This is a genomic window from Vreelandella olivaria (genome assembly GCF_023507745.1).
In the GTDB taxonomy this organism is placed as follows: Bacteria; Pseudomonadota; Gammaproteobacteria; order Pseudomonadales; family Halomonadaceae; genus Vreelandella; species Vreelandella olivaria_A.
Genome location: NZ_JALPZO010000172.1, coordinates 133,240 through 154,261 on the forward strand (window position 1 = coordinate 133,240; position 21,022 = coordinate 154,261).

Annotated in this window: 21 protein-coding genes and 1 pseudogene; 12 read left to right on the forward strand and 10 right to left on the reverse strand. The window is 56.3% G+C overall.

Annotation, left to right across the window (positions count from 1 at the left end; genetic code table 11):
* Nucleotides 1-16: 16 nt before the first annotated feature.
* From HP566_RS20655 to HP566_RS20665, 3 genes are read right to left on the reverse strand one after another with little or no spacing between them, the layout of a single operon-like run.
* A complete protein-coding gene (locus HP566_RS20655) occupies nucleotides 17-553 on the reverse strand; it encodes a GDYXXLXY domain-containing protein (RefSeq protein ID WP_249979183.1) in 537 nt (178 codons plus the stop codon).
* Nucleotides 550-1,620 carry a DUF4401 domain-containing protein gene (locus tag HP566_RS20660; protein WP_249979184.1) on the reverse strand — a complete coding sequence of 357 codons (1,071 nt, stop codon included), beginning with the start codon at nucleotides 1,618-1,620 and terminating at the stop codon, nucleotides 550-552. Before HP566_RS20660 ends, HP566_RS20655 begins: the two co-directional genes overlap by 4 nt.
* The gene (locus HP566_RS20665) at nucleotides 1,620-2,594 is read right to left on the reverse strand and encodes a DUF2157 domain-containing protein (protein ID WP_249979185.1); all 975 of its coding nucleotides are present in this window, start codon (nucleotides 2,592-2,594) and stop codon (nucleotides 1,620-1,622) included. Before HP566_RS20665 ends, HP566_RS20660 begins: the two co-directional genes overlap by 1 nt.
* Before the next feature lie 390 nt (nucleotides 2,595-2,984).
* Here HP566_RS20665 and HP566_RS20670 point away from each other — a divergent pair, with 390 nt between their 5' ends.
* Nucleotides 2,985-4,454: a metal-dependent hydrolase family protein gene (locus HP566_RS20670; protein WP_249979186.1), complete on the forward strand. Its 1,470-nt coding sequence runs from the start codon at nucleotides 2,985-2,987 to the stop codon at nucleotides 4,452-4,454.
* An 11-nt stretch (nucleotides 4,455-4,465) separates the two neighbouring features.
* The gene (locus HP566_RS20675) at nucleotides 4,466-5,206 is read left to right on the forward strand and encodes a hypothetical protein (RefSeq protein WP_249979187.1); all 741 of its coding nucleotides are present in this window, start codon (nucleotides 4,466-4,468) and stop codon (nucleotides 5,204-5,206) included.
* On the opposite strand, the gene HP566_RS20680 is transcribed toward HP566_RS20675, so the two are convergent.
* Entirely contained in the window at nucleotides 5,183-6,133 is a 951-nt protein-coding gene (locus tag HP566_RS20680) for a LysR family transcriptional regulator (protein ID WP_249979188.1), read from the reverse strand. The two genes, HP566_RS20675 and HP566_RS20680, sit on opposite strands and share 24 nt — an antisense overlap.
* 142 nt (nucleotides 6,134-6,275) lie before the next feature.
* Here HP566_RS20680 and HP566_RS20685 point away from each other — a divergent pair, with 142 nt between their 5' ends.
* Nucleotides 6,276-6,668 carry a RidA family protein gene (locus tag HP566_RS20685; protein WP_249979189.1) on the forward strand — a complete coding sequence of 131 codons (393 nt, stop codon included), beginning with the start codon at nucleotides 6,276-6,278 and terminating at the stop codon, nucleotides 6,666-6,668.
* A gap of 13 nt (nucleotides 6,669-6,681) precedes the next feature.
* Here HP566_RS20685 and HP566_RS20690 read toward each other — a convergent pair whose 3' ends face one another.
* Entirely contained in the window at nucleotides 6,682-7,614 is a 933-nt protein-coding gene (locus HP566_RS20690; RefSeq protein ID WP_249979190.1) for an AraC family transcriptional regulator, read from the reverse strand.
* A gap of 211 nt (nucleotides 7,615-7,825) precedes the next feature.
* On the opposite strand from HP566_RS20690, the gene HP566_RS20695 reads away from it, so the two are divergent.
* From HP566_RS20695 to HP566_RS20710, 4 genes are read left to right on the forward strand one after another with little or no spacing between them, the layout of a single operon-like run.
* Complete coding sequence (locus tag HP566_RS20695) at nucleotides 7,826-8,584, forward strand: SDR family oxidoreductase (protein ID WP_249979191.1); 759 nt, start codon at nucleotides 7,826-7,828, stop codon at nucleotides 8,582-8,584.
* 32 nt (nucleotides 8,585-8,616) lie between these two features.
* Nucleotides 8,617-9,066, forward strand: coding sequence for a (2Fe-2S)-binding protein (locus tag HP566_RS20700; RefSeq protein ID WP_249979192.1), 450 nt, complete (start codon nucleotides 8,617-8,619; stop codon nucleotides 9,064-9,066).
* A gap of 45 nt (nucleotides 9,067-9,111) precedes the next feature.
* Complete coding sequence (locus tag HP566_RS20705) at nucleotides 9,112-11,277, forward strand: xanthine dehydrogenase family protein molybdopterin-binding subunit (RefSeq protein ID WP_249979193.1); 2,166 nt, start codon at nucleotides 9,112-9,114, stop codon at nucleotides 11,275-11,277.
* Nucleotides 11,278-11,299: 22 nt separating this feature from the next.
* Nucleotides 11,300-12,322: an XdhC family protein gene (locus tag HP566_RS20710; protein WP_249979194.1), complete on the forward strand. Its 1,023-nt coding sequence runs from the start codon at nucleotides 11,300-11,302 to the stop codon at nucleotides 12,320-12,322.
* Nucleotides 12,323-12,438: 116 nt separating this feature from the next.
* Here the strand turns inward: HP566_RS20710 and HP566_RS20715 are convergent, their stop codons facing one another.
* Entirely contained in the window at nucleotides 12,439-13,395 is a 957-nt protein-coding gene (locus HP566_RS20715; protein WP_249979195.1) for an AraC family transcriptional regulator, read from the reverse strand.
* 162 nt (nucleotides 13,396-13,557) lie between these two features.
* Between HP566_RS20715 and HP566_RS20720 the strand changes: the two genes are divergently transcribed.
* The gene (locus HP566_RS20720) at nucleotides 13,558-14,592 is read left to right on the forward strand and encodes an aldo/keto reductase (RefSeq protein WP_249979196.1); all 1,035 of its coding nucleotides are present in this window, start codon (nucleotides 13,558-13,560) and stop codon (nucleotides 14,590-14,592) included.
* A gap of 503 nt (nucleotides 14,593-15,095) precedes the next feature.
* Here HP566_RS20720 and HP566_RS20725 read toward each other — a convergent pair.
* The 3 genes and pseudogenes from HP566_RS20725 to HP566_RS20735 form a co-directional block, all read right to left on the reverse strand.
* Nucleotides 15,096-15,353 (reverse strand): hypothetical protein, encoded by a 258-nt coding sequence (locus tag HP566_RS20725; RefSeq protein ID WP_249979197.1) that lies wholly within the window; start codon nucleotides 15,351-15,353, stop codon nucleotides 15,096-15,098.
* 33 nt (nucleotides 15,354-15,386) lie between these two features.
* Nucleotides 15,387-15,602: pseudogene (locus HP566_RS20730) on the reverse strand (Rid family hydrolase); the annotation flags it as partial.
* A gap of 47 nt (nucleotides 15,603-15,649) precedes the next feature.
* On the reverse strand, nucleotides 15,650-16,477 hold the full coding sequence (locus tag HP566_RS20735) for an AraC family transcriptional regulator (protein WP_249979199.1): 828 nt from the start codon (nucleotides 16,475-16,477) through the stop codon (nucleotides 15,650-15,652).
* Between the two features lie 122 nt (nucleotides 16,478-16,599).
* Here HP566_RS20735 and HP566_RS20740 point away from each other — a divergent pair, with 122 nt between their 5' ends.
* Together HP566_RS20740 and HP566_RS20745 are read left to right on the forward strand one after the other, a co-directional pair.
* Complete coding sequence (locus HP566_RS20740) at nucleotides 16,600-17,028, forward strand: organic hydroperoxide resistance protein (protein ID WP_249979200.1); 429 nt, start codon at nucleotides 16,600-16,602, stop codon at nucleotides 17,026-17,028.
* A 37-nt stretch (nucleotides 17,029-17,065) separates the two neighbouring features.
* Nucleotides 17,066-18,007: an alpha/beta fold hydrolase gene (locus tag HP566_RS20745; protein ID WP_249979201.1), complete on the forward strand. Its 942-nt coding sequence runs from the start codon at nucleotides 17,066-17,068 to the stop codon at nucleotides 18,005-18,007.
* 105 nt (nucleotides 18,008-18,112) lie between these two features.
* Here the strand turns inward: HP566_RS20745 and HP566_RS20750 are convergent, their stop codons facing one another.
* Entirely contained in the window at nucleotides 18,113-19,213 is a 1,101-nt protein-coding gene (locus tag HP566_RS20750; RefSeq protein WP_249979202.1) for an aldo/keto reductase, read from the reverse strand.
* A gap of 105 nt (nucleotides 19,214-19,318) precedes the next feature.
* On the opposite strand from HP566_RS20750, the gene HP566_RS20755 reads away from it, so the two are divergent.
* Together HP566_RS20755 and HP566_RS20760 are read left to right on the forward strand one after the other, a co-directional pair.
* On the forward strand, nucleotides 19,319-20,212 hold the full coding sequence (locus HP566_RS20755; RefSeq protein WP_249979203.1) for a LysR family transcriptional regulator: 894 nt from the start codon (nucleotides 19,319-19,321) through the stop codon (nucleotides 20,210-20,212).
* A 108-nt stretch (nucleotides 20,213-20,320) separates the two neighbouring features.
* On the forward strand, nucleotides 20,321-21,022 hold the full coding sequence (locus HP566_RS20760; RefSeq protein WP_249979204.1) for a class I SAM-dependent methyltransferase: 702 nt from the start codon (nucleotides 20,321-20,323) through the stop codon (nucleotides 21,020-21,022).

A 21,022-nucleotide genomic window follows, 5' to 3' on the forward strand; every position in this document is an offset into this window, starting at 1 on the left:
GGAAGAAGAACCCTAGTCACCTCACCATCTCACCCAAGCGGTGAAGCGCTTCATCGTACAGGGCCACCAGTAACAGATCGCCGCGATCATTTAAACGAAACTCACCATAGCGGGCCGACTCATAGCGTTCAGCGTGACCTTCCTGAAAGAAGAAGGCATTGGTCGCAAACTGAACACTGCCATGGCGCAGGCGATAACGCAGGCGCCTTTCGTCATCTGCCAAAGTGGCTTGGCCATCGTCCAGCCGCTGGAAATAAGCGATCCGCTGACCATCAAGCCGAACAATCACACTGCCATCCCTCGCCTCCGGCCCCCCTTCTGCAAATGCCCTCGGCCCCAGTGCCTGCTGTATACGGTTGCCAAGCGCGAAGTTAAGCGCCATATAGTCACCCTGCATCAGTGAGCGTGGGTCGACCGGGGCCAGTTCGAGATAGATCACCTCTCCTTTAGCAAGGTGATGCTCTTTTTGCCAGATCGCCCAGTTCACTAACACCAGAATCAGCAACGTGGCCGCCATCACCACTATCCGGCTCCATCGTGTGTTGCACCTCATGGCCCTGGTTCCCCATCGCTGAGGTGGGCAACATCGGGCTCCAGCCACTGACGCGCACCCCAACGCAACACTAGCAACAGCCCTCCCAACCCCAGTAGCGTTAATGCTTTGATTAATAAGGTGACCTCTAACCAGTAGTAGTAACTGCCAATCGCCAGTATCAGCGAAAACACGCCGAGCCCCGTTAACATGCGATGTCCAATAGCAAACCCTATCAACACCAATACCACACCTTGCCCCACGCTGGGGACATAAAGGGATATCGCCATCAACAGAACTACCTCCATATAGGCCAACCCACTCACGCTGGGTAAACGCTGGCTAATACGCAGCGTTTGAAGGAGCCACCACAGTGCCAATGCGACCAAACCTGCCCCCAGCCATGCTCCCAGCTTCACCCAAGGGCCGCCTACCATGTCGTAGAAAAACGGTAAGGGATAACCAAGATGCGCCAACCCCTGCACAAACAGCAGGCCCAATACCAAACCAACTCCCCACGCCTGGGCCTCATTTATACGGCGAGGCCAACGAAACTCATTCAGCCAAAGCGCCGTCAGCACCAACAACACCGTACCGCTGGCGACCGGCCCCATGGCACTCGTCACCAGTGCCATATAAAGCGCCACACTGGCGGCGAAGGCAGAGAAGCCACGATGTACCAGACTTGGCATCACGAGCGCCAACACGCACTGTAAAACCAGCAATGCCCACCACAGGTAAGCGGAATCTTCCCAGACCTCTATTAAGGCCCAGGCCACCAACATCTGCCCTGCCAGACTAATCGCCAATGCCAAGTGTTCGAGTAGTTCCCCCCTGGCCGCACGCAGTAGCGCAAAAGCACACCCCAGCATCACCATACCCAAGCCCAGGGATGCAGTCGTACTTTCGATAACAAACACCGCGCCCAGGGCGATAAACCCCAATAGAAACAGTGCTGCCAACCAGCCGGAAAAGGCCTGCAGCGCGCGTACAAACCAGGGTGCTTCAGCTACCTTGGGGTACAGGCTGTCACCAACATCAATACCAGCTTGTGTTAATCGGCTACGCAAGGGAATCCTATCGTCCATTATTGAACCCCCTCCTCGTGTAGCCGCTTCAACCACACAACGGCCCCAGCCCCCAGTGCTAACACCGCAATCGCCAGTAGCAGCAAATTACCCGCTTGCCAATCGCCTTCCCATAGCAGAAATCTGGCCAGCAGTAGCGTTATCACGGTAATCAGTGAGACGCAGCCCCCCGCCAGCATAAAAAGGTCTGGCCGCCAGTAGCGGTAAACGCCATAGAGCGCTGCCAGCCACAGTGGATACACCATCACGACCGGTGCAAACGCAAAGTGTGATGCCGAGACCAATATCAGCATAATCAGCGTGATAGGGATGCCACTCCCCAGAACCAGCAACCGAACGGCCCAACGCCCTCCCCAGCGCTGGTGCCATACTCCCAACTCCCACACCACCAGTGCAGTGGTATTTAGCAAAAACAACCCCCACAACACGGCTGGCCCGCTGGTAAACATCACTCCCAAGACACCGCCCCAGGTGCGAAAATAGAGCCACAATGTAAGGTTTAACAGGGCCAGCCATGCTAACCACAGCACATCAAAACGCGCTACCCATACCCAAGGTAAAATGAATATCGCCCAAACAGAGAACAACTGCCAAGGGTCGGCACCGGTTTGATACACCTGTCCAAATAGCGCCAGCAGCACCCCGACTAGCAGGGACGCTGACGTTAGCGCCACCCTGGCGAGCAAAGGGCTGGCCTTTCCCCAAATGCCGATTGCGACCGCTGACACCAACGCGACCTGAACCAATCCAAAACGCAACCAACGCCCCATTTCAACCCAGTTGTAGGCAATAAAAAACAGCACTGCGCAAGCTAGCGCCAAAGCTCCCAGCCATAGCAACAGCCGGTCGAAAAACACACCCCAGCTCCGAGGTGAGGGATACAGGCCAGATGCACTCACCGCCTGAGCCACCTGGTCAGGCGGTATAGCGCCCTGCTCAATTAACGACACCAGTTCTCTGCGTAACCTGGTCATTGGGGTTCCTTTTTTAAGGCGTTATGCCCAATGTTTAGTTGGGTAATCGCCATAGCACGTTGCGTATTTTAACTATTAATGGAGAGAACTCTCCTTTGCACCAGGCGTCGAACCTGCGCCTTTTCACTACCAGCACTTTTACAACGCTTATGCAGTATATGAAATGTAGCCGTTTTCAGATTTGGCGTTGAATACGGCTTTATCAAGTGCCTTATCCTGTTGCACTCGGCTGTTTATAGAGTTTCTGGCGGAACGGATGACAAGCAGATTAAGCCACCGACCAGCAAAGTGACTGTCACTTGCGTGGCACACTATCTCAGTATACTTTTGATAGAAGGCTACGCGACATCGGCCTGAATGCTTATCCACCGACGACGTAAGGTGTCGCTTATGCCACCCACTGCTGGTTTACTACCGCTTGCCCCCTACCCTCATCACTCCCATGGCGTTTGCTGCTGCGGCTCGCCGCTATTACAACACTTCCATGAACGCATGATGGCAGGTATTACCCGACGCCAATTAATGGGGGGTGCTGCCGCAGTGATGGCGCTCTTCGCCGGTCTTCACGCCCCTGCCGCCATCAGCACCCAACCCAGGCGGCAAGACGGCCCACTGCTGCTGACTAACCTGACGCTCTTCGATGGCAGCGGCGCGCCTCTGCGCGAAGGTGTAACAATACGTATTGACGAGGATCGGATTCAGTCAATTGGCACCAGCGATGCGGAGCCGGAAGGTGCCGAAATCATCGACTGTGGCGGTCGCACCGTGATGCCAGGATTGATTGATGCTCACTGGCACACCACGCTGGCAGCCATTACCCAAACCGCCGCCATGACAGCCGATATCGGCTATGTGCACTTGGTAGCGGCACAGGAGGCAGAACGCACACTGCTACGTGGCGTTACCTCAGTACGCGATGTAGGTGGGCCTTCCTTCGCGTTGAAGCGCGCCATCGACGAGGGAATTGTGGCTGGGCCACGTATTTTTCCGGCGGGCGCGATGATTTCACAAACCTCCGGGCATGGTGATTTTCGCATGCGCCATGAAATCCCCAGAGGCAGCAATACACCACTAAGTGAGTTGGAGCGCCAGGGTGTCTCCGCTATCGCCGATGGCGAGGCAGAAGTGCTAAGGCGCACCCGGGAGCAGTTGATGATGGGGGCATCACAAGTAAAATTGATGGCAGGCGGCGGCGTTGCCTCCTCCTACGACCCCTTGGATAGCACCCAATTCTCTGAGCGGGAACTACGAGCTGCCGTTGAAGCGGCGGAAGACTGGGGTACCTATGTGATGGTGCATGTGTATACACCAAGGGGTATCCAACGAGCACTGAGGGCTGGCGTTAAATCCATTGAGCACGGCCAGCTAGCGGATGAAGAGTCCGTCAGAATGATGGCAGGAGAAGGCGCATGGTGGAGCCTTCAACCTTTTCTTCAGGATGAAGACGCCAACGTTTACCCAGATGCTGAGCGTCGTGAAGCCCAGCGGCAAGTAGCCGAAGGTACGGTGCGGGCTTATGAGTTGGCCCAGCGCTTTGATATTAACACCGCCTGGGGCACCGATATCCTTTTCAACCCTCAAAACACACCGAACCAGCTTCGCCAGTTGTCCAAACTGACACGCTTCTACGATCCGTTGACGGTACTTGCCATGGCCACTGGCCGTAATGGCGAACTCCTCTCTCTTGCAGGTCCACGTAACCCTTACCCTGGCACACTGGGGAAAATTGAACCCGGCGCCCACGCCGACCTGCTGTTGGTCGACGGAGACCCAAGCCAGAACCTTGATTTCCTCCATGACCCTGAACGCAACCTGCGCCTGATTATGAAGGGCGGGCGTATCTACAAAGACACTCGATAAGGACGCGCACGATGTTGAAGTACCGCCCCGTTACTATCGCCCTGAGCGTTATCCTGGCAGGTCAGGCAGCGAATGCGAATGCCCAGGAGAGTCCCTGGCGCTTTCAGTTAACCCCTTATATCTGGATGGCGGGGTTATCAGGCGACATGCGTCCTCTGGAGAATGCACCCACCATTAGCACCTCGCGCTCTTTTAGCGAAGTACTGGATGATCTGGATGGTGCCTTTTTCATGGCTGGCAGTGCACGTCGCGACCGTTTGGTGCTGTTTGGGGATATTACCTGGGCCTCACTTAGCCACGAGGGTGCCCTGCCTCCCGGCATTGCTGCTGAAGGCAAACTGCGCCAGCGCTCAGTCACCGCAGCAGCAGGTTATCAAGTGGTCAGTACACCTAGCCAACACCTGGATCTGTTGGCGGGCGCACGCGCTTGGCGGCTTGAAGCAGAAGTGAATGTGTCCGCGCTGGGCGTCAGTGCCAGCGAAACCGAACGCTGGGTCGACCCGATCTTAGCCGCTCGGCTACGTTCAACCTGGACACCCCGTTGGTCAACGCTGGTACATGCCGATATTGGCGGCTTCGGCATCGGTTCTGACAACACTTGGCAGGCAGTCGCTACTGCCAATTACCAGATCAGCGATACACTGCACCTTTCAGCTGGCTATCGTCACCTGGCAGTGGATCGAGATGAGTCGGGCACACGCATTGACGTTACGATGAGCGGCCCATTGCTAGGCGCTACCTGGCGTTTTTAACGCCTGATCCCGTGGCCCAACGACAGGCGCACCCTGTGCCATCAAATCCACCACCCAATCAATGAACACACGTAACTTGGCGCTTACATGTCGATTCGGTGGGAATGCTATGTACATCGGCATCGGGTCGAGGTGCCAGTCATTAAACAAGCGGATCAGCTCACCGCGCAGCACGTGTTCCCTGGTCATGTAGTCAGGGAGCCACAGTACTCCGAGACCCGCCAGGCCCGCCGCAAGACAGGCATTACCGTCGTCCACCGAAACCACATAGCGCCCTTGCACTTCGACACTCTCTCCGTTGCGGTACATGGCGTGGGAAGAGGCCAAGCCTGCACGTGCCCGTCTGAAACCGACAATGTAATGCGGGGGCGCTGACAGTTCCTGGGGGTGCGAGGGAAGGCCCGTTCGTTCCAAATAGCCCGGTGCGGCATAAACACCAAGTCGTAAATCGCCCACACGGCGTGCCACCAAAGATAAATCGGTGAGTTCTCCACCACGCACTACGCAATCCACTCCTTCGTCAATCAGATCCACCATGCGATCACTCACCCCCATATCGAGTTGAATATCAGGGTATTGAGCGTGGAACGCGGGCAAAGCCGGTATCAGGATCATTCGAGCAAGTGGGCCAGGTACATCGACTCTCAGTCGGCCACGGGGCAAAACCGTGGCATGGGACAAGCTGGTTTCGGCATCATCCATATCGGCCAGAAGTTTGATAACGCGTTCATAGTAAGCTGCCCCGTCAGCAGTGACGTTAACTTTGCGAGTGGTTCGGTTGAGTAACTTTACCCGTAGCCGTGCCTCCAGGTGCTGCACGAGCTGCGTCACGCTGGTCTTACTCATATGAAGAGTCTCGGCTGCCTTGGTAAAGCTGCCCGTCTCCACGACCCGCGCGAATGCCTGCATTGCGTTAAAACGATCCATAGCGGTGCCAAACACCTCGTGATTGTTTGAAATATACAAACAATGTTGATCAGAATGCGCCGTTTATCCACTACGAAGGTAAACGTAAAGTGACTTCATCATTAACAAAATGATCGATGATGATCTATTGATGGAGGTACACATGGCTAAACGTGACGTTGTTTTTCCCTCTGGCCGCCAGGCGCTTTATGAACACAATGCCTATTCCGCCGCCGTCCGCTCGGGCGACTTTCTATTCGTATCGGGCCAGGTCGGCAGCCGTGAAGATGGTTCGCCTGAGCCGGACTTCGCCGCTCAGGTACAACTCGCCTTCGACAACCTGAAAAGTGTCTTGAAAGCAGCAGGAGCAAACTTTGAAGATATCGTCGATGTTACGAGTTTTCATACCGACCCTGAAGCCCAATTCGCCATCGTGATGGAAGCCAAGGCGCGCGCGTTTCCGGAACAGCCTTACCCAAACTGGACGGCGGTTGGAGTGACATGGTTGGCGGGTTTTGACTTTGAAATCAAAGTTATTGCAAAGCTACCCGAGTAATCAGGAACACCTCTCAAGCACCTGTTCGTTGTAAGGCAACGGCATCTTGCCTTACAACCTCAATGGGTTTTTGTAAGCGCAGAGCGTCACGTTTCGGAGGTGCCTGGAATAGTCGACCGTATTCACGGGTGAACTGCGATACGCTCTCATACCCCACTTCAAAGGCAGCATTACTAGCAGAGAAGCCTTCATTGAGCATCAGACGACGCGCTTCGATCAGGCGAAGTCGCTGCTGGTATTGACCCGGCGTTAGCGAGGTCATGTGCTTGAAGTGCTTATGAAATGAAGAGAGACTCATTCCTGCCTCTGCCGCAAGTTGCTCCACTGGCACGCGCGACCGGTATTCAGCTCTAAGAATCGCAATAGCAGCGGCAAGACGACTCGCGTAACTACCTGGGTCCGCCAACGCCTGCAAGGCAGTACCATGAGGGCCTGATAGAAGCCAATAATGCAACTCTTGCACGATGCCAGGGCGAAGAAGCGGCGCAGACTCGGGGCGATCCAGAAGTTTCATTAGCCGCGACGCGCAGTCAACCAACTCAGTTTCAGTGTCTTCGGCAAATAGCGTATGCGTTTCGGATAAGCGCTGAGTACTTGCATTGCCCATGTGGGCGGCAAGCTCACGCAGAATCATCATGTCCAGTTCGATGGCAACCGCTAGATAGGGCTCGCTCGGACTCGCCTGGACGATTCGCCCGATGACGGGCATATCAGCGCTGACAATTGCTGATTTCCCAGCTGACAATACCATCTGCTGGTTCCCCACAAGAATGCGCTTTGCCCCCTGCAATACAAGGCAAACCAATGGCTTATAGACCGAATGCAAGTCGCCAGCAGGAGCCTCAACACACATCATTTTCAAGCCTGGCACCGGCGTTAGTGCCAAGCCATCACCATTGGCGTGGTATCGGGCGTATGTCTGGACAGCCTGTTTAAGTGAGTTCATATACTTTCCTCCAGCATTTCAACTCAAAGTTAGCATGACATAGAGGAAGCTTCTCCACCCTGACAGGATTAGGCAAGTTTTTCGCAGGCGTTGGCAAGCCCCACCAGCACCGAATTGTTAAAAGTATAAATACCAACGCAACCGCTAACTTTGGCGACGAATGGGGTCTGGGCTAGCGCGGATATTGTCATCCGTATTCATGGCAGGATAGATGGAGGACGTAGAAATGAAAATATCTGGAAATACCATCCTTATTACCGGAGGCGGCTCCGGGATTGGCCGGGAGCTCGCCCTGCGCTTCAATCAACTTGGTAACAGCGTGATCGTCGCTGGGCGGCGCAAGGAGACGCTCGAGGAAACCATCGCCGGTCGGCGCGACATGCACGCGATGGTCGTCGATATCGAGGACCCGGAGGCCATCGCTGCCTTTGCCGACCGTGTCGTCGCCGAGCATCCCGGCCTCAACGTGTTGTTCAACAACGCCGGCATCATGCGACGCGAGGACCTGTCCAGGACCCGCGACCTACGCGATGCCGAGCAGACGGTCATCACCAATCTGCTTGGGCCTATCCGGCTGACGAATGCGTTGACCGACCATCTGGTACGCCAGCCGGACGCGGCGATCGTGAACGTATCGTCCGGTTTGGCGTTTGTCCCGATGAGTGGCACGCCAACCTACAGCGCCACCAAGGCGGCCATCCATTCCTATACGATCTCCCTGCGCGAACAGCTCAAGGGCAAGGTCGAGCTCATTGAGCTTGCTCCCCCCGCGGTGCAGACCGAGCTCACTCCAGGCCAGTCGACCCGCGAAGGCTATATGCCTCTCGATGACTTTATCGAGGAAGTCATGATGCTGTTTCTCGAACGACCAACGCCTAAGGAAATCCTGGTGGAGAACGTGAACTTCCTGCGCTGGGCAGAGCGTGACGGACGCTTCGATCAAGCGGTCGAGATACTCAGCAAATATTGAGCACCCCCATCCCATAGCGAAAAGGAGGCCTCATGACGGCATTCACGATCAACGGGCGCTCGGTAGACATCGACGCTGCACAAGATACACCGCTGCTCTGGGTGCTCCGGGAGCAGTTGAAGCTCACCGGCACCAAGTTCGGTTGCGGCGCCGCGCAGTGCGGTGCATGCACGGTCCATGTCGATGGCGAGCCGGTGCGTTCCTGCGTCTTTCCGTTAGCCGGTGCCGAGGGCAGGGCCGTCACGACCATCGAGGGATTGTCCGAGGATGGCTCGCATCCCGTCCAGCGCGCCTGGGTTGAATTGGACGTGCCACAGTGCGGTTATTGCCAGAGTGGACAGATCATGAGCGCAGTGGCGCTCCTGGGACGTAACCCGAGTCCCTCCGATGCGGAGATCGATGAGGCGATGAGTGGCAATCTGTGCCGCTGCGGTACCTATGTACGCATCCGGGCGGCCATTCACCGTGCCGCCGAAGTCTGACGCGATTCGCCTCAATCCACACTTACCCAAGGCGCAGGTAGAAAAATGAAACTACAAGATTTTCCCCTCACCCGTCGATCCTTTCTGGCTGGCGCCGCAGTCGCGGCCGGCGGCGCCCTCGTCATTCCCCTTCGGCTGCCGGCCTGGGTACGGCAGAGCGAGGCGGTAGGTCTTTCGCAAGCCTTCATTCGCATCGACACGAGCGGCCAGGTGACCTTCGTGCTGCCCACCAGCGAGATGGGCCAGGGAACCCACACCGGACAGGCCCAGATACTCGCCGAGGAGTTGGGCGCCGACTGGTCGGGCATCGTCGTCGAAATGCCGAAGCAGCCGACGCCTGACTACAGGGTTCCTTTCCTCGGCCAGATGCGCTCCGTGGGCTCGCTCGGCATTCGCTTCTGGCACGATCCGCTGCGCCGCGCCGCCGCCCAGGCGCGGGAGATGCTGACGCAAGCAGCGGCCGAGCGCCTCGGAGTCGCGCCTGGAGCCTTGCATGCCGAGAATGGCTTCATCGTTCATACCGGCAGTGGCCGGAGGATTCCCTTCGGTGAACTGGTGGAGGATGCCATGGCGTTGCCTGTGCCGGAGGAACCGACCCTGCGCCCCGACGGTGAGCGAACGCTGACCGGGCGCACGGTGTCGCGCCTCGATATACCGGCGAAAGTGACCGGCAGGGCCGTGTACGGGGTGGATGTCGAGCGCGAAGGCATGCTATACGGCGCCGCCCGGCTCGCCCCGGTCTTTTCCGCCGACGTCGAGTCGTTCGACGAGAGCAGTGTCGCCGGCATGCCGGGTGTGGTCGCGGTGGCTCGCGTGCCGCGCGGTGCGGTTGTGGTGGCGGAGTCCTGGTGGCAGGCCAGGCAGGCTGCTGATGCACTCGACATCACCTTCACCCGGACACCGGCGGACAACCTTTCCACGGACGAGATAGAGGGCATGCTTCGCGAGGCGCTGGACTGGTCCGATGTGCCGATTTCCACCTTGCGCGGTGACGCAGAGGCAACCTTGTCTAGCGACGGTCAGGTCGTCGAGGCCGAGTACTCGGCACCGCTGCTCGCTCATGCGTGCATGGAGCCGATCAACTGTGTGGCTGAATCCAGCGCGGAGCGCACGGAACTGTGGATCGGTACACAGGGCCAGGACGTCATCCGCATGACGCTGGAGAGCGCTTTGCAGTTGCCAGCTGAACGGCTCTTCATCAACACCACCCATCTGGGCGGCGGCTTCGGTCGCAAGACGCATGGCGAGATCGCTCTTCAAGCGGCGCTCGCCAGCCGCGCCGTCGGCGGGCGGCCGGTCAAGGTGCTCTGGACGCGCGAGAACGACATTCAGCAGGGCCAGTACCGCCAGACGATGAGGTGCCGCTTCCGGGCGGTCCTGGACGAAGCCGGCGACATCACCGGCATGCGTATCCGCATCGCCGGGCCGCAGATGGGCCGCGAATACGGCATGGATCCCGAGCAGCGGGCGCAGGCAACGGGCAACCTGGCAAACTTCGATCCCTTCTCGCTCAACGGGCTGTCGGATATGTACTACAACATTCCGAACTTCGTCGTGGAACACGCCGTGGTTGATCTGCCGATACCGCTTTGCCCCTGGCGTGCGATTGCCCACTCCTTCAACGGCTTTTTCTTCGAAAGCTTCATGGACGAATGCGCCGCGGCGGCGGAGCGCGATCCGCTGGAGTTTCGCAGAAGTCATTGTGAGGGGCAGGAAAGGATGCTCGCCGTGCTCGACCGGGTGGCCGAGATGTCACGGTGGGACGAGCCGGCTCCGGAAGGAATCGCTCGCGGCCTGGCGGTGGTCGAAAGCTACGGCTCCTTTGTCGCACAGGTGGTCGAGGCGCGGGCCGGTGGTGGTGAGGAGATCCATGTCGAACGGGTCCATGCGGCCATCGACTGCGGGCGCGCGATCAACCCGGGCCAGGTGGAAACACAGATTCAGGGATCGGTCATCGATGCGCTTGGTGTAGCGCTGAGGCAGAAGGTCACGCTCCGCGACGGCCGTGCCGAACAGTCGAACTTTTATGACTATCCCCTTCTGCGCATCGGAGAGGCGCCAGAGGTCACGGTTGGCATTGTCGAGATTGGCTCTCCCCTGGGGGGAGCCGGTGAACCTGGCGTTCCCCCTCTCGCGCCCGCGCTGGCCAATGCGCTGTTCGCCGCCACACGACAGCGGGTTCGTAGTTTGCCGTTCTCCGATCACATCTAGATACCGTTCAGACAGGACGTCCATGAAGCCCTCAATGAGCGCTAGCGCAATGAATATAGACCTGCCGAGGTCCACGATGTATCTGGAACATGCACAAGATGTCCTTGGACAATGGCTTGCCTGGCGCAGGGTGGGGGAGGTCGCGCTCGTCGTCGTGACGGCGACGGAAGGCGGTGCCGTGCGCCGGCCGGGCGCCCTGATGGCCGTGTCCGCAGATGGCGGACGTTGCGGCTATATCTCGGGCGGATGTATCGATGCGGATGTCGCGCATCATGCCCGGCAAGCGCTGCGCATGGGGCGGATCGAACGCTTGAGATACGGCAGTGGCTCGCCTTTCATGGATCTGCCACTTCCCTGCGGTGGTGCGATTGAGGTTTGTGTACTGCCAGATGCAAAGGCCGATGTCCTGCGTGCGTGCCATGATCGGCTCGCCTCGCGCAAGACAGCGACGCTCAACCTCTCGGAAACTGGCGATCTCCGGCTGGGGCGCCCGGTGGTGGCAGGCGCATTGTCCTTCCAATACACGCCCAGGCTCCGCCTGCGCATCGCGGGGCGCGGGGCCGACAGCCTGGCGCTTGCCCGGCTCGCGGCGGCGAGTGGTATCCAGACCGAGCTGCAGCTCCGCGACAGCGTCGAAATTCAAGACGCTCAGCGTCTGGGAATCGATAGCATCACGACGCTGACGGTCCCATCGACACTTCCGGATCTGGGCGACGATCCATGGACGGCATTTCTTCTCGCTTTCCACGATATCGATTGGGAGGAAAGGTTGCTTGCCCAAGTCCTCCAAGGCCCAGCCTTTTATATCGGTGCCGTTGGCAGCAAGACGACTCATGCCCGGCGTTGTGAGAGGCTTCGTGCCGCCGGCATTGCCGAAAGCCAGATCGGACGAATCCACGGCCCCGTCGGCTTGGTCCCATCAATGCGTGAGGCATCCATGCTAGCCGTGTCGATACTCGCCGAGATCGTGGAAGCCTATCAGCATGAAGTGCGATCTCCTTTCATTTCAACAGCTCTTCAAACTTCGGCACTTGCTAACGCCTAATCGCTGCGCGGTCATATCAATCAATGAAGCTGTAACTCTGTCACCGGCCATATGCATTAAATCTACCTTCGACCCACTGGCCGACCGTACGCGACTGCTTATCCAAGAGCTTTTGTTCAGACGATAGATTCGGGCTCCACAGAACTACCGGAGCCGACCGGTGATATCCTGTCGAGCAAAGTGTCTCGTGCATAACGGGCTGGCGGTAGCCCCACATGGCGAGTAAAAGCAACACTAAACGTACTCGCCGAACTGTAGCCTACTCGACTAGCTATCTCAGCTATGCTGGCTTTTTCTCTACGCAATAAATCCTTGGCTAACGCCATGCGCCAAGCGAGTAAATACTCCATTGGCGCTATTCCCATAGCGTGACCAAACCGTTCGTAAAACACGGAGCGGGAGAGCGTCGCCTCACTTGCTAGTTGTGTAACCGTCCAAGACTGATCGGGACTTTCATGAATCCGGCGGATCGCGACCGCAAGCCGCTCATCTGTCAGGCCACGCAGCAGCCCGGGTGCTGCATCCGCCTTTCCACCAGATCGAAGGGCTTCGATGAGCAGGACTTCTAGCAGGCGCTCCAGCACAACATCGCGCGCGGGTCGTTGCGCACGTGTTTCATCGCTGACGAGTTGCATCAGTGTGGCCAGCCGACTCACTCCCCGAACGTGTACAAGCTTCGGGAGCAGCGACGCCAGCAGAGCCGCATCCGGGGAGCGAAAAACACAGTAACCCAGCAGCAGGCGGACGTTGGGAGGGCCGTCTGCACTGCCAAGTCGGTATTCGCCATTGGGCAGCACGATGGGAGTCGAAACGATGTCCTTGACGCCCGCTGGCAGAAGGCTCGACATTGCGAAGTTCTGCGCCGTGGGGATCAACACAAAGTCTCCCTCCATGAGGACAATCTCGTCATGCCCTTCTGCTTCGAGACGGCATCCTCCCTCAAGAATAGCGCAGTAGAAGGGCCCCCCAACTTTTGAACGGTGGACACTCCAACGACCTGCCCCGCTGCCCCGTTTTGAGAATGGTGCAGCGGGTTGAAGCAGCGTAACTACTTGGGCGAACGGATCAAGCAATTCAGGACACCTGCAAACAAAATACGGACGTTACACTGTAGATCATCCGGATTTGGTTAGCCATACTCTCACGTGCAAAGTCTTTTTCCGAGGTGACCTCATCCGCAATTTTTGTCGAAGTGTCTCACCGGATATCGCTACCAAAATACAAGGAGAGCCACCATGCAATACCGTAATCTTGGCCGTACTGGCATCAAGGTCAGTCCCTACTGCCTGGGCACAATGATGTTCGGTGCAATCGCCAATGCGAATCACGATGAATGTGCCGGCATGATCCACAAAGCACTGGATTTCGGTATCAACTTCATTGATACAGCCGATGCTTATAGTCAGGGCGAATCTGAAGAGATCGTCGGTAAGGCACTCAAGGGGCGACGGGACGATGTCGTGCTTGCCACCAAGGCGTCTCTACCGATGGGTGATGATCCCAACAAACGTGGTGGATCACGGCGTTGGCTGACCCGTGCGATTGAGGACTCGCTACGTCGCCTTCAGACCGACTATATCGACCTCTATCAGATTCATCGGTTGGATCCAGAGACTGACATTGAGGAAACACTGTCTGTTCTCACCGACTTGATGCGCGAAGGTAAGGTTCGCAACATCGGTGCCTCAACCGTTCCCGCTTCTGACATCGTGGAAGCGCAGTGGGTCGCTAATCAACGAGGGCTGGCACGCTTTCGTACAGAGCAGCCGCCCTACTCTATTCTCAACCGCTCAATCGAGCGGGAAGTGCTGCCCACATGCCAACGTTATGGCATGGGGGTGATGACATGGAGCCCGCTAGCCAAAGGGATGTTGACCGGCAAGTACCGCAAGAGTCGAGAGTTGCCGGACTCGCTGCGCGTGAAATATTTTCCGAAGGCAATGACCGACGAGGTTAGTCTAGACGCAGTCGAACAGCTCATCCCTCTGGCTGAGAATGCAGGCTTGTCGTTGGTACACTTGGCATTGGCCTTTGTAGTGTCGCATCCGGCAATCACATCCGCCATTATCGGGCCCCGCACCCCCGAGCAACTCGACCATCTGCTCGTAGGCGCGGAAGTTCAGTTGAGCGACGAGCTTCTCGACCGGATCGACCAAATTGTTCCGCCGGGGATTGATGTGGCACCGCTGGAGAGGGCGGCCTACATACCGCCAGCAATCGCGCAGACCACTCTGCGTCGTCGTGCGCTCACGGAGCGGACGGCCATTTGATACTGTTCTGCCCACAAGGCTGTGTTTAATAAAATTATTTTTGAGTCCCTAATAGGTCGTATCTGTGCTCGATACTAAAAAACAGATAACGAAGGACCTAAGAGGCTCATGCGGCACCCTTGGGGAAACCGTCCCCATTAACTTCAATGGAATGGTCTCACGTAAGGGTGCTACATTCCGCATTGCCGCTGGCACTCCTGCAGATACCTCCGCTTTAGCGACACCAAGAAAATGGGAACTGCTATATTGCTTATTGCAAAGCCCGCATGGCGCTCTGCTTAGGCAACTCATACAGTGCGAAGGCCACCTTGTGCAGGTGAGACGAGCCATTGACTGGATACGTAGGCATTTTGATGAACCACTAACCATCAAAACCCTCGCCGAGATCGCAGACATGAGCGTTCCCTCGCTCAACTAGGAACTCTCCTTATTGGCAAACTGTGCAACGGCTGCCGCACACCACCTTAACGCTAGAACAGCAACCGTCACAACGACTCAGCATCTTACATTCCCGACCATCCTTGGCCACTGACCAGACGTTGTACCCCCCACTCACAGTGATGGAGGTTCCTGTTATAACGCTCACGGCAGGGCTTGCAGGGAAGGGCACGGTCGCCGCTATTTCTTCCGGTTTCCCATAACAAGCCCAGTGCCGTCAGGCTACGCTTCATATCAGCAAAATCGCCACATGAGGGGTTCATATCGGTACCAATCAACCCAGATTGCACCAGATTGGCCGTGATGGTTTGGGATGCCCACATTGACTTTCAATGCGGACATCCGCTCTCTACCCGCTAGGCAATAATAGCGGTGACACGAATTTCCACCCGCATAGTAGGCAAGCCAAGCGCCTCTACCCCTACTTGCGTCCAGATCGGCGCGTGGTGAGGCATGTAGTGTCGATACAGGCGGGTCATCGTCTCGTTCACTTCCGCGGGAAAACCACCTACGTGGTAAGAGTTCACATGGATGACATGTTCCCAGCCAGCGCCCGCGGTTTGCAGCGTGCGTTCTACATTGCGAACCTAGCTCCCAGGTAAGCGCTTGATAGCAGGTGCTAACGTTTTCCTTGATCCTCTAGCCACTGTCTTGGTGGCATCCCAGTGTAAGCTTTAAACGCACGCGATAAGGCCACCTCGCTTCCATAGCCCACCTCACCGGCGATAATCTTGAGCGGTCGGCCACGCTTTAACGCCTGCTGTGCCAGCCTGATACGCCATCCTTGCAAGTATTGCCCAGGCGTATTACCCACAACTTCGCGAAAGCTGGACGCAAACACACTGCGCGACATGCCAGCCACATCGGCCAGCTTCTCCAACGTCCATATTTCAGCCGGCTCTTCGTGCATGGCAACAAGGGCTTGGCGCAAGCGTGGATGTGAGAGGCCAGCCAGCATGCCCCCCTTTACATCATTGTTTTCCATCAACTGGCGCAGTATCTGGATCATTACCACCTCAAACAGACGGTTAACCAAAGCGACCCGGCCGCAGCGCTGTGTAAAGGCTTCTTCAAACAGCAACTCGAGAACCGGCAATGCACCCGTAATGGTATCCAACGGCAGGCACACGAAGTTCGGTAAGCCTGCAGCGATCGGGTTCTGCTGCTCTCCCTCAAAACGCAGGTTGGCACAGGCCATATCGGCGCCGCGTTCGGGGTCAGTCACAAACCGGTGTGTCATTGGCCTTGGATAAAGCAACAAGCTAGGCCGCGCAATGCGTAAAGATCCATCGCGATGTATCACCTTTACTTCCCCTTGCCGCACCAAGTGCAACTGCCCCAATCCTTCCTCGGCTTCCAACGTATTGGTGCCACACAAAGCCCCCGTGTGAAATACCTGAGCCGTCACCGAGAAGTGCTCCATCAGAGCCACTAACCTGTCGACCATATGAGACTCCAAGTTAATTTATCGAGACTATTCATCACCAATCATCCCACTTTAGAGCACAGAATGCATATCACGGGACGACGCTCGTTTCGGAACAGCCACTACACTGGAGAAACATAGCCATGACTATCGAAAAGATTCTTTACACTGCCACTGCCTCCGCCACTGGTGGACGTGAAGGCCAAGCCACCTCTTCCGATAACGTGCTGAGCGTTAAGCTGTCCACGCCACGCGAACTTGGCGGCGCGGGCGGAGACGGCACCAATCCTGAACAGCTATTCGCTGCTGGCTATTCAGCCTGCTTTCTGGGTGCTCTGAAGTTCGTTGCTAACAAGCAAAAAGTGACTCTTCCAGAAAACACTTCTGTCACCGGCAAAGTCGGTATCGGTCAGATACCTACCGGTTTTGGTATCCAGGCCGAACTAACCATTACCTCTCCAGGTGTGCCTCACGACGTCTTACAAACGCTGGTAGATCAGGCTCATATCGTCTGCCCTTATTCCAACGCAACGCGTAATAACATTGACGTCACTCTCAAGATAGCTGGATAAGCACCAGCATTTAACCATGCAGCCAGGAAACATCACCATGCAAAAACTAAATCGCACTTTGACCGCTTCACTGTTAGCCATTGGCCTGCAAGTTGGCGCCAACGCATATGCTGCACAACCTGATCAAGCAATCGCCACCGCACAAACCCCAAGCCTGATTACTACACCAGATGGGGTAGAACTCTATTACAAAGACTGGGGGCCAAAAGACGGGCCTGCAGTCACTTTTAGCCATGGTTGGCCGCTGAGTTCAGATAGCTGGGAATCGCAAATGAATTTCCTGGCCGCGCAGGGATATCGCGTGATCGCTCACGACCGCCGCGGTCACGGACGTTCCAGCCAACCCTGGAACGGCAATGATATGGATCACTATGCTGACGACCTTGCCACCGTGATCAACACTCTTGACCTGCACGATGTGACGCTCGTCGGCTTCTCAACAGGCGGTGGCGAAGTTGCCCGCTACATTGGCCGTCACGGAACAGAGCGTGTTGCCAAAGCCATCCTGGTGTCCGCCGTGCCACCGCTAATGCTGCAAACACCCGACAATCCAAGTGGGCTACCCATTGAAGTATTCGATGGTCTCCGCGAGGCTTCTTTGGACAACCGCTCCCAACTGTATCTGGATATCGCATCAGGGCCATTCTTTGGCTTTAATCGTCCGGGTATGGAACCCAACCAAGGGCTGATTCAATCCTTCTGGGCACAAGGAATGCAGGGCGGCCATAAAAACACCTATGACTCCATTGCAGCGTTCTCAGCCACTGACTTCCGTGAGGACCTGGCAGCATTCGATATCCCTACCCTGGTTATCCATGGTGATGATGACCAGATCGTTCCCTTAGAAATCTCGGGGCAATCGTCTGCGGCATTGGTAAAAGACGCAGAGTTGATTGTGTACGAGGGAGCTCCACACGGTTTGGCTGACACACATAAAGATCGCCTCAACCAGGATCTGCTCAACTTCCTTCAGCACTAATCGCGAACCACTTGCCACGCTGCCCCGCAATGGGGCAGCTTGCGTATCCACTATGCGTGTGCTGCGGACGATGGCTATCAAGACAACCTGAGGGTTACAGCATCGCTAACCTGCCTTAACCGAACTCACACCAAAAATATATTCTGGTGGTAGCTTAAAAATGAAGTAAGGATTAATTGGCGCCAACTCACTTACATTGTTAAGACGCTCATGCTGTTCAGCGGTTAGTACAACATCCAGCGAATCAATATTTTGAGACAACTGCTCCACGCGGCTAGCGCCGATTAGAACCGAGGAAACCCCTGGCTGATTGCCAGCCCATGACAGTGCCACCTGAGCCATGGAACATCCCAACTCTTGTGCAATCTCGCGTACTACATCCACCACACTAAAGTTGTGTTCAGTGAATAGCATGCTACCAAAGGGGTTATCGCCACTGAGCCTACCGCTACTTTGAGCTTGCGTTGTATCACCTGTTGATGCCTTGTCAGGCAAGCCCCCTGCACGGCCCGCTTCGGCAAGCATATCACGCCCATACTTTCCACTTAGCAGCCCACCACCCAGTGGACTCCAGGGCACAAGCCCCAATCCAAACTCTTTACCGGCAGGTAAGATATCGAATTCGACACCGCGATCAATCAGCGAGTACTGGTACTGAAGCCCAACCGGCATAGGAAGGCCATGCACTTGGGCTAGTGCGGCAATTTTGGCGACATACCAACCTGGCGTATTCGAAAATCCATAGTAGAGAATCTTGCCACTACGTTTGGCATCAGCCAGGGTTTGCAGCATCTCTTCGGCGGGTGTGAGTTGGTCCCATACATGCACCCAATACATGTCAATGTAATCGGTACCCAAGCGCTTAAGTGACCCTTCCAGGCCCAGACGAATATTTTTCGCCCCATTACCCCCTGAATGTGGCGCACCCTGCTCACGAGAAAAACCAGCTTTCGTCGCCACCACCAGCTTTTCGCGTAAGCCGTTCTCCGCCATAAAGCGACCCAGCATCTCTTCACTTCTGCCGGATGCATAAATATCCGCGGTATCGACGAAGTTACCGCCAGCCTCGATGTAGGCATTAAACACCGTTTTAGAGGCTTTTACGCCAGTACCCCAGCGTTCAGCACCAAACGTCATAGTGCCCAATGCTAAAGGGCTCACCACAAGCCCTGAATGTCCTAATGTGCGGTAATCGGTCAAATTCATGCTCACTCTCCTGTCGCGGTTTTAATCTTCTAAGCCACTATAAGCGCATCGGTTTATCGCGATTAGCCCTGGAAAACGGCATGAACTTGTGAATAAAATGCATTAATGCAACGACGCGAACTCAACGATCTCCTAGCCTTTGCGACAGTGGCGCGCGAGCGTAGCTTTACGCGTGCCGCAGGCTTACTCTCTATGTCACCGTCAGCCCTTAGCCATGCCATGTGTGGCTTAGAGGAACGGCTTGGTGTCCGCTTACTGGCACGTACCACGCGTAGTGTGGCGCCCACAGAGGCAGGTGAGCACTTGCTAAGGTCTCTGACCCCTGCACTATCTGAAATTCAGAATGGGTTAGCCGACCTGGCCGAATGGCGAGAGGCTCCCTCGGGAACGGTACAAATTACCACCTTCGCCCACGCGGCACAGATGGTGCTGGAGCCAGTCCTTCCAGCATTCCTGATGGATAACCCGAACGTCAGGGTCGAAATTAATATCGATAATGGGCTGACCGATATCGTGGCAGCAGGCTTTGATGCAGGCATACGTTTCCGCGAGTCAGTCGATAAAGATATGATCGCGGTCCCCGTTGGCCCCGCAATGCGTACAGTTGTTGTGGGGGCGCCCGCCTACTTTGAGCGTTTCCCCAAGCCTCAAACACCCGCCGATCTAGCGCAGCATAACTGCATCGGTTTTCGGCTAACGACCTCTGGAGGCTTGTTGCCATGGGAGTTTGAACACAACGGGAGGGAGATCAGGATACGCACAAACGGCTCGCTTGTAGTCAACGAACTCCCCCTGGCAGTCGCCGCCGTAAGAGAGGGCGCGGTACTCGGGTATTTAATGGAGCATGATGTAGCCGAAGATATTGCTTCTGGACGTCTCATACAGGTACTGGATGAGTGGTGCCCCTCCTTTCCTGGCTATTACCTCTATCACCCGAGCCGTCGACAAATGCCTGTTGCACTCAGAGCATTAATCGATGCGTTGAGATTCACGCCATAGATGTCATAGCACCTGCCATTCCTCTATTAGCATAAGCCACCTATTCCTCCATGAAAGCTCATGAGCTATAATGTATCATTTATAGTTACATGAATATCTGGGGGACATATGAAACGCGAAGCACTTGAAGCTCTTTTTGATCAACAAGCCGCCACTTACGATCAGCAGTGGAACAAACTGGCACCGGTCAGAGACGGGCTGCACCTGCTTATTGGCGCGGTGTTCTCCGCGCTTTCCGATGATGCACGCGTACTCTGCATCGGAGCGGGAACCGGCGCAGAGATCATCTACCTTTCCCAGCGCTTTGCCGGGCACCACTTCACTATTGTGGAGCCATCCGCCGCCATGCTGGATGTGTGCCGCCGCCAAGCTGAAGGGCATGGGATCGCATCCCGCTGCGAGTTCCATCATGGCTACCTCGATTCCTTGGCACCCTCGGCACCTTTTGATGCAGCGACCTCGCTTATGGTCTCCCAGTTCATACTGGAGCCGAAAGATCGCTCGGCGTTTTTCCGCTCCATCGCCCAGCGGCTACAACCGGGCGGGTATCTGGCTAGCGCCGACCTGGCCTCAGACATGGAGTCTCTTGCCTATCACAACCAGTTGGATATATGGACGAGGATGTTAAGTACAGGAGAAGTACCATCTGATATGGTAGAGCGGTTTCGGACCATGTATGGTCGCGATGTTGCGGTAACACCACCCGAACGCGTCAGTGAAATCATCGCATCGGGTGGGTTTAATACGCCAGTGCTCATTTATCAGGCTGGGCTGATTCACGCTTGGTATGCCACTCGTGCACAGGCTTAA

Bases quoted from the DNA above. Each gene is read 5' to 3' on its own strand.
- HP566_RS20655 (WP_249979183.1), bottom strand. From the start codon at position 553: ATGAGGTGCAACACACGATGGAGCCGGATAGTGGTGATGGCGGCCACG.
- HP566_RS20660 (WP_249979184.1), bottom strand. From the start codon at position 1,620: ATGGACGATAGGATTCCCTTGCGTAGCCGATTAACACAAGCTGGTATT.
- HP566_RS20665 (WP_249979185.1), bottom strand. From the start codon at position 2,594: ATGACCAGGTTACGCAGAGAACTGGTGTCGTTAATTGAGCAGGGCGCT.
- HP566_RS20670 (WP_249979186.1), top strand. From the start codon at position 2,985: ATGCCACCCACTGCTGGTTTACTACCGCTTGCCCCCTACCCTCATCAC.
- HP566_RS20675 (WP_249979187.1), top strand. From the start codon at position 4,466: ATGTTGAAGTACCGCCCCGTTACTATCGCCCTGAGCGTTATCCTGGCA.
- HP566_RS20680 (WP_249979188.1), bottom strand. From the start codon at position 6,133: ATGGATCGTTTTAACGCAATGCAGGCATTCGCGCGGGTCGTGGAGACG.
- HP566_RS20685 (WP_249979189.1), top strand. From the start codon at position 6,276: ATGGCTAAACGTGACGTTGTTTTTCCCTCTGGCCGCCAGGCGCTTTAT.
- HP566_RS20690 (WP_249979190.1), bottom strand. From the start codon at position 7,614: ATGAACTCACTTAAACAGGCTGTCCAGACATACGCCCGATACCACGCC.
- HP566_RS20695 (WP_249979191.1), top strand. From the start codon at position 7,826: ATGGAGGACGTAGAAATGAAAATATCTGGAAATACCATCCTTATTACC.
- HP566_RS20700 (WP_249979192.1), top strand. From the start codon at position 8,617: ATGACGGCATTCACGATCAACGGGCGCTCGGTAGACATCGACGCTGCA.
- HP566_RS20705 (WP_249979193.1), top strand. From the start codon at position 9,112: ATGAAACTACAAGATTTTCCCCTCACCCGTCGATCCTTTCTGGCTGGC.
- HP566_RS20710 (WP_249979194.1), top strand. From the start codon at position 11,300: ATGAAGCCCTCAATGAGCGCTAGCGCAATGAATATAGACCTGCCGAGG.
- HP566_RS20720 (WP_249979196.1), top strand. From the start codon at position 13,558: ATGCAATACCGTAATCTTGGCCGTACTGGCATCAAGGTCAGTCCCTAC.
- HP566_RS20725 (WP_249979197.1), bottom strand. From the start codon at position 15,353: ATGTGGGCATCCCAAACCATCACGGCCAATCTGGTGCAATCTGGGTTG.
- HP566_RS20735 (WP_249979199.1), bottom strand. From the start codon at position 16,477: ATGGTCGACAGGTTAGTGGCTCTGATGGAGCACTTCTCGGTGACGGCT.
- HP566_RS20740 (WP_249979200.1), top strand. From the start codon at position 16,600: ATGACTATCGAAAAGATTCTTTACACTGCCACTGCCTCCGCCACTGGT.
- HP566_RS20745 (WP_249979201.1), top strand. From the start codon at position 17,066: ATGCAAAAACTAAATCGCACTTTGACCGCTTCACTGTTAGCCATTGGC.
- HP566_RS20750 (WP_249979202.1), bottom strand. From the start codon at position 19,213: ATGAATTTGACCGATTACCGCACATTAGGACATTCAGGGCTTGTGGTG.
- HP566_RS20755 (WP_249979203.1), top strand. From the start codon at position 19,319: ATGCAACGACGCGAACTCAACGATCTCCTAGCCTTTGCGACAGTGGCG.
- HP566_RS20760 (WP_249979204.1), top strand. From the start codon at position 20,321: ATGAAACGCGAAGCACTTGAAGCTCTTTTTGATCAACAAGCCGCCACT.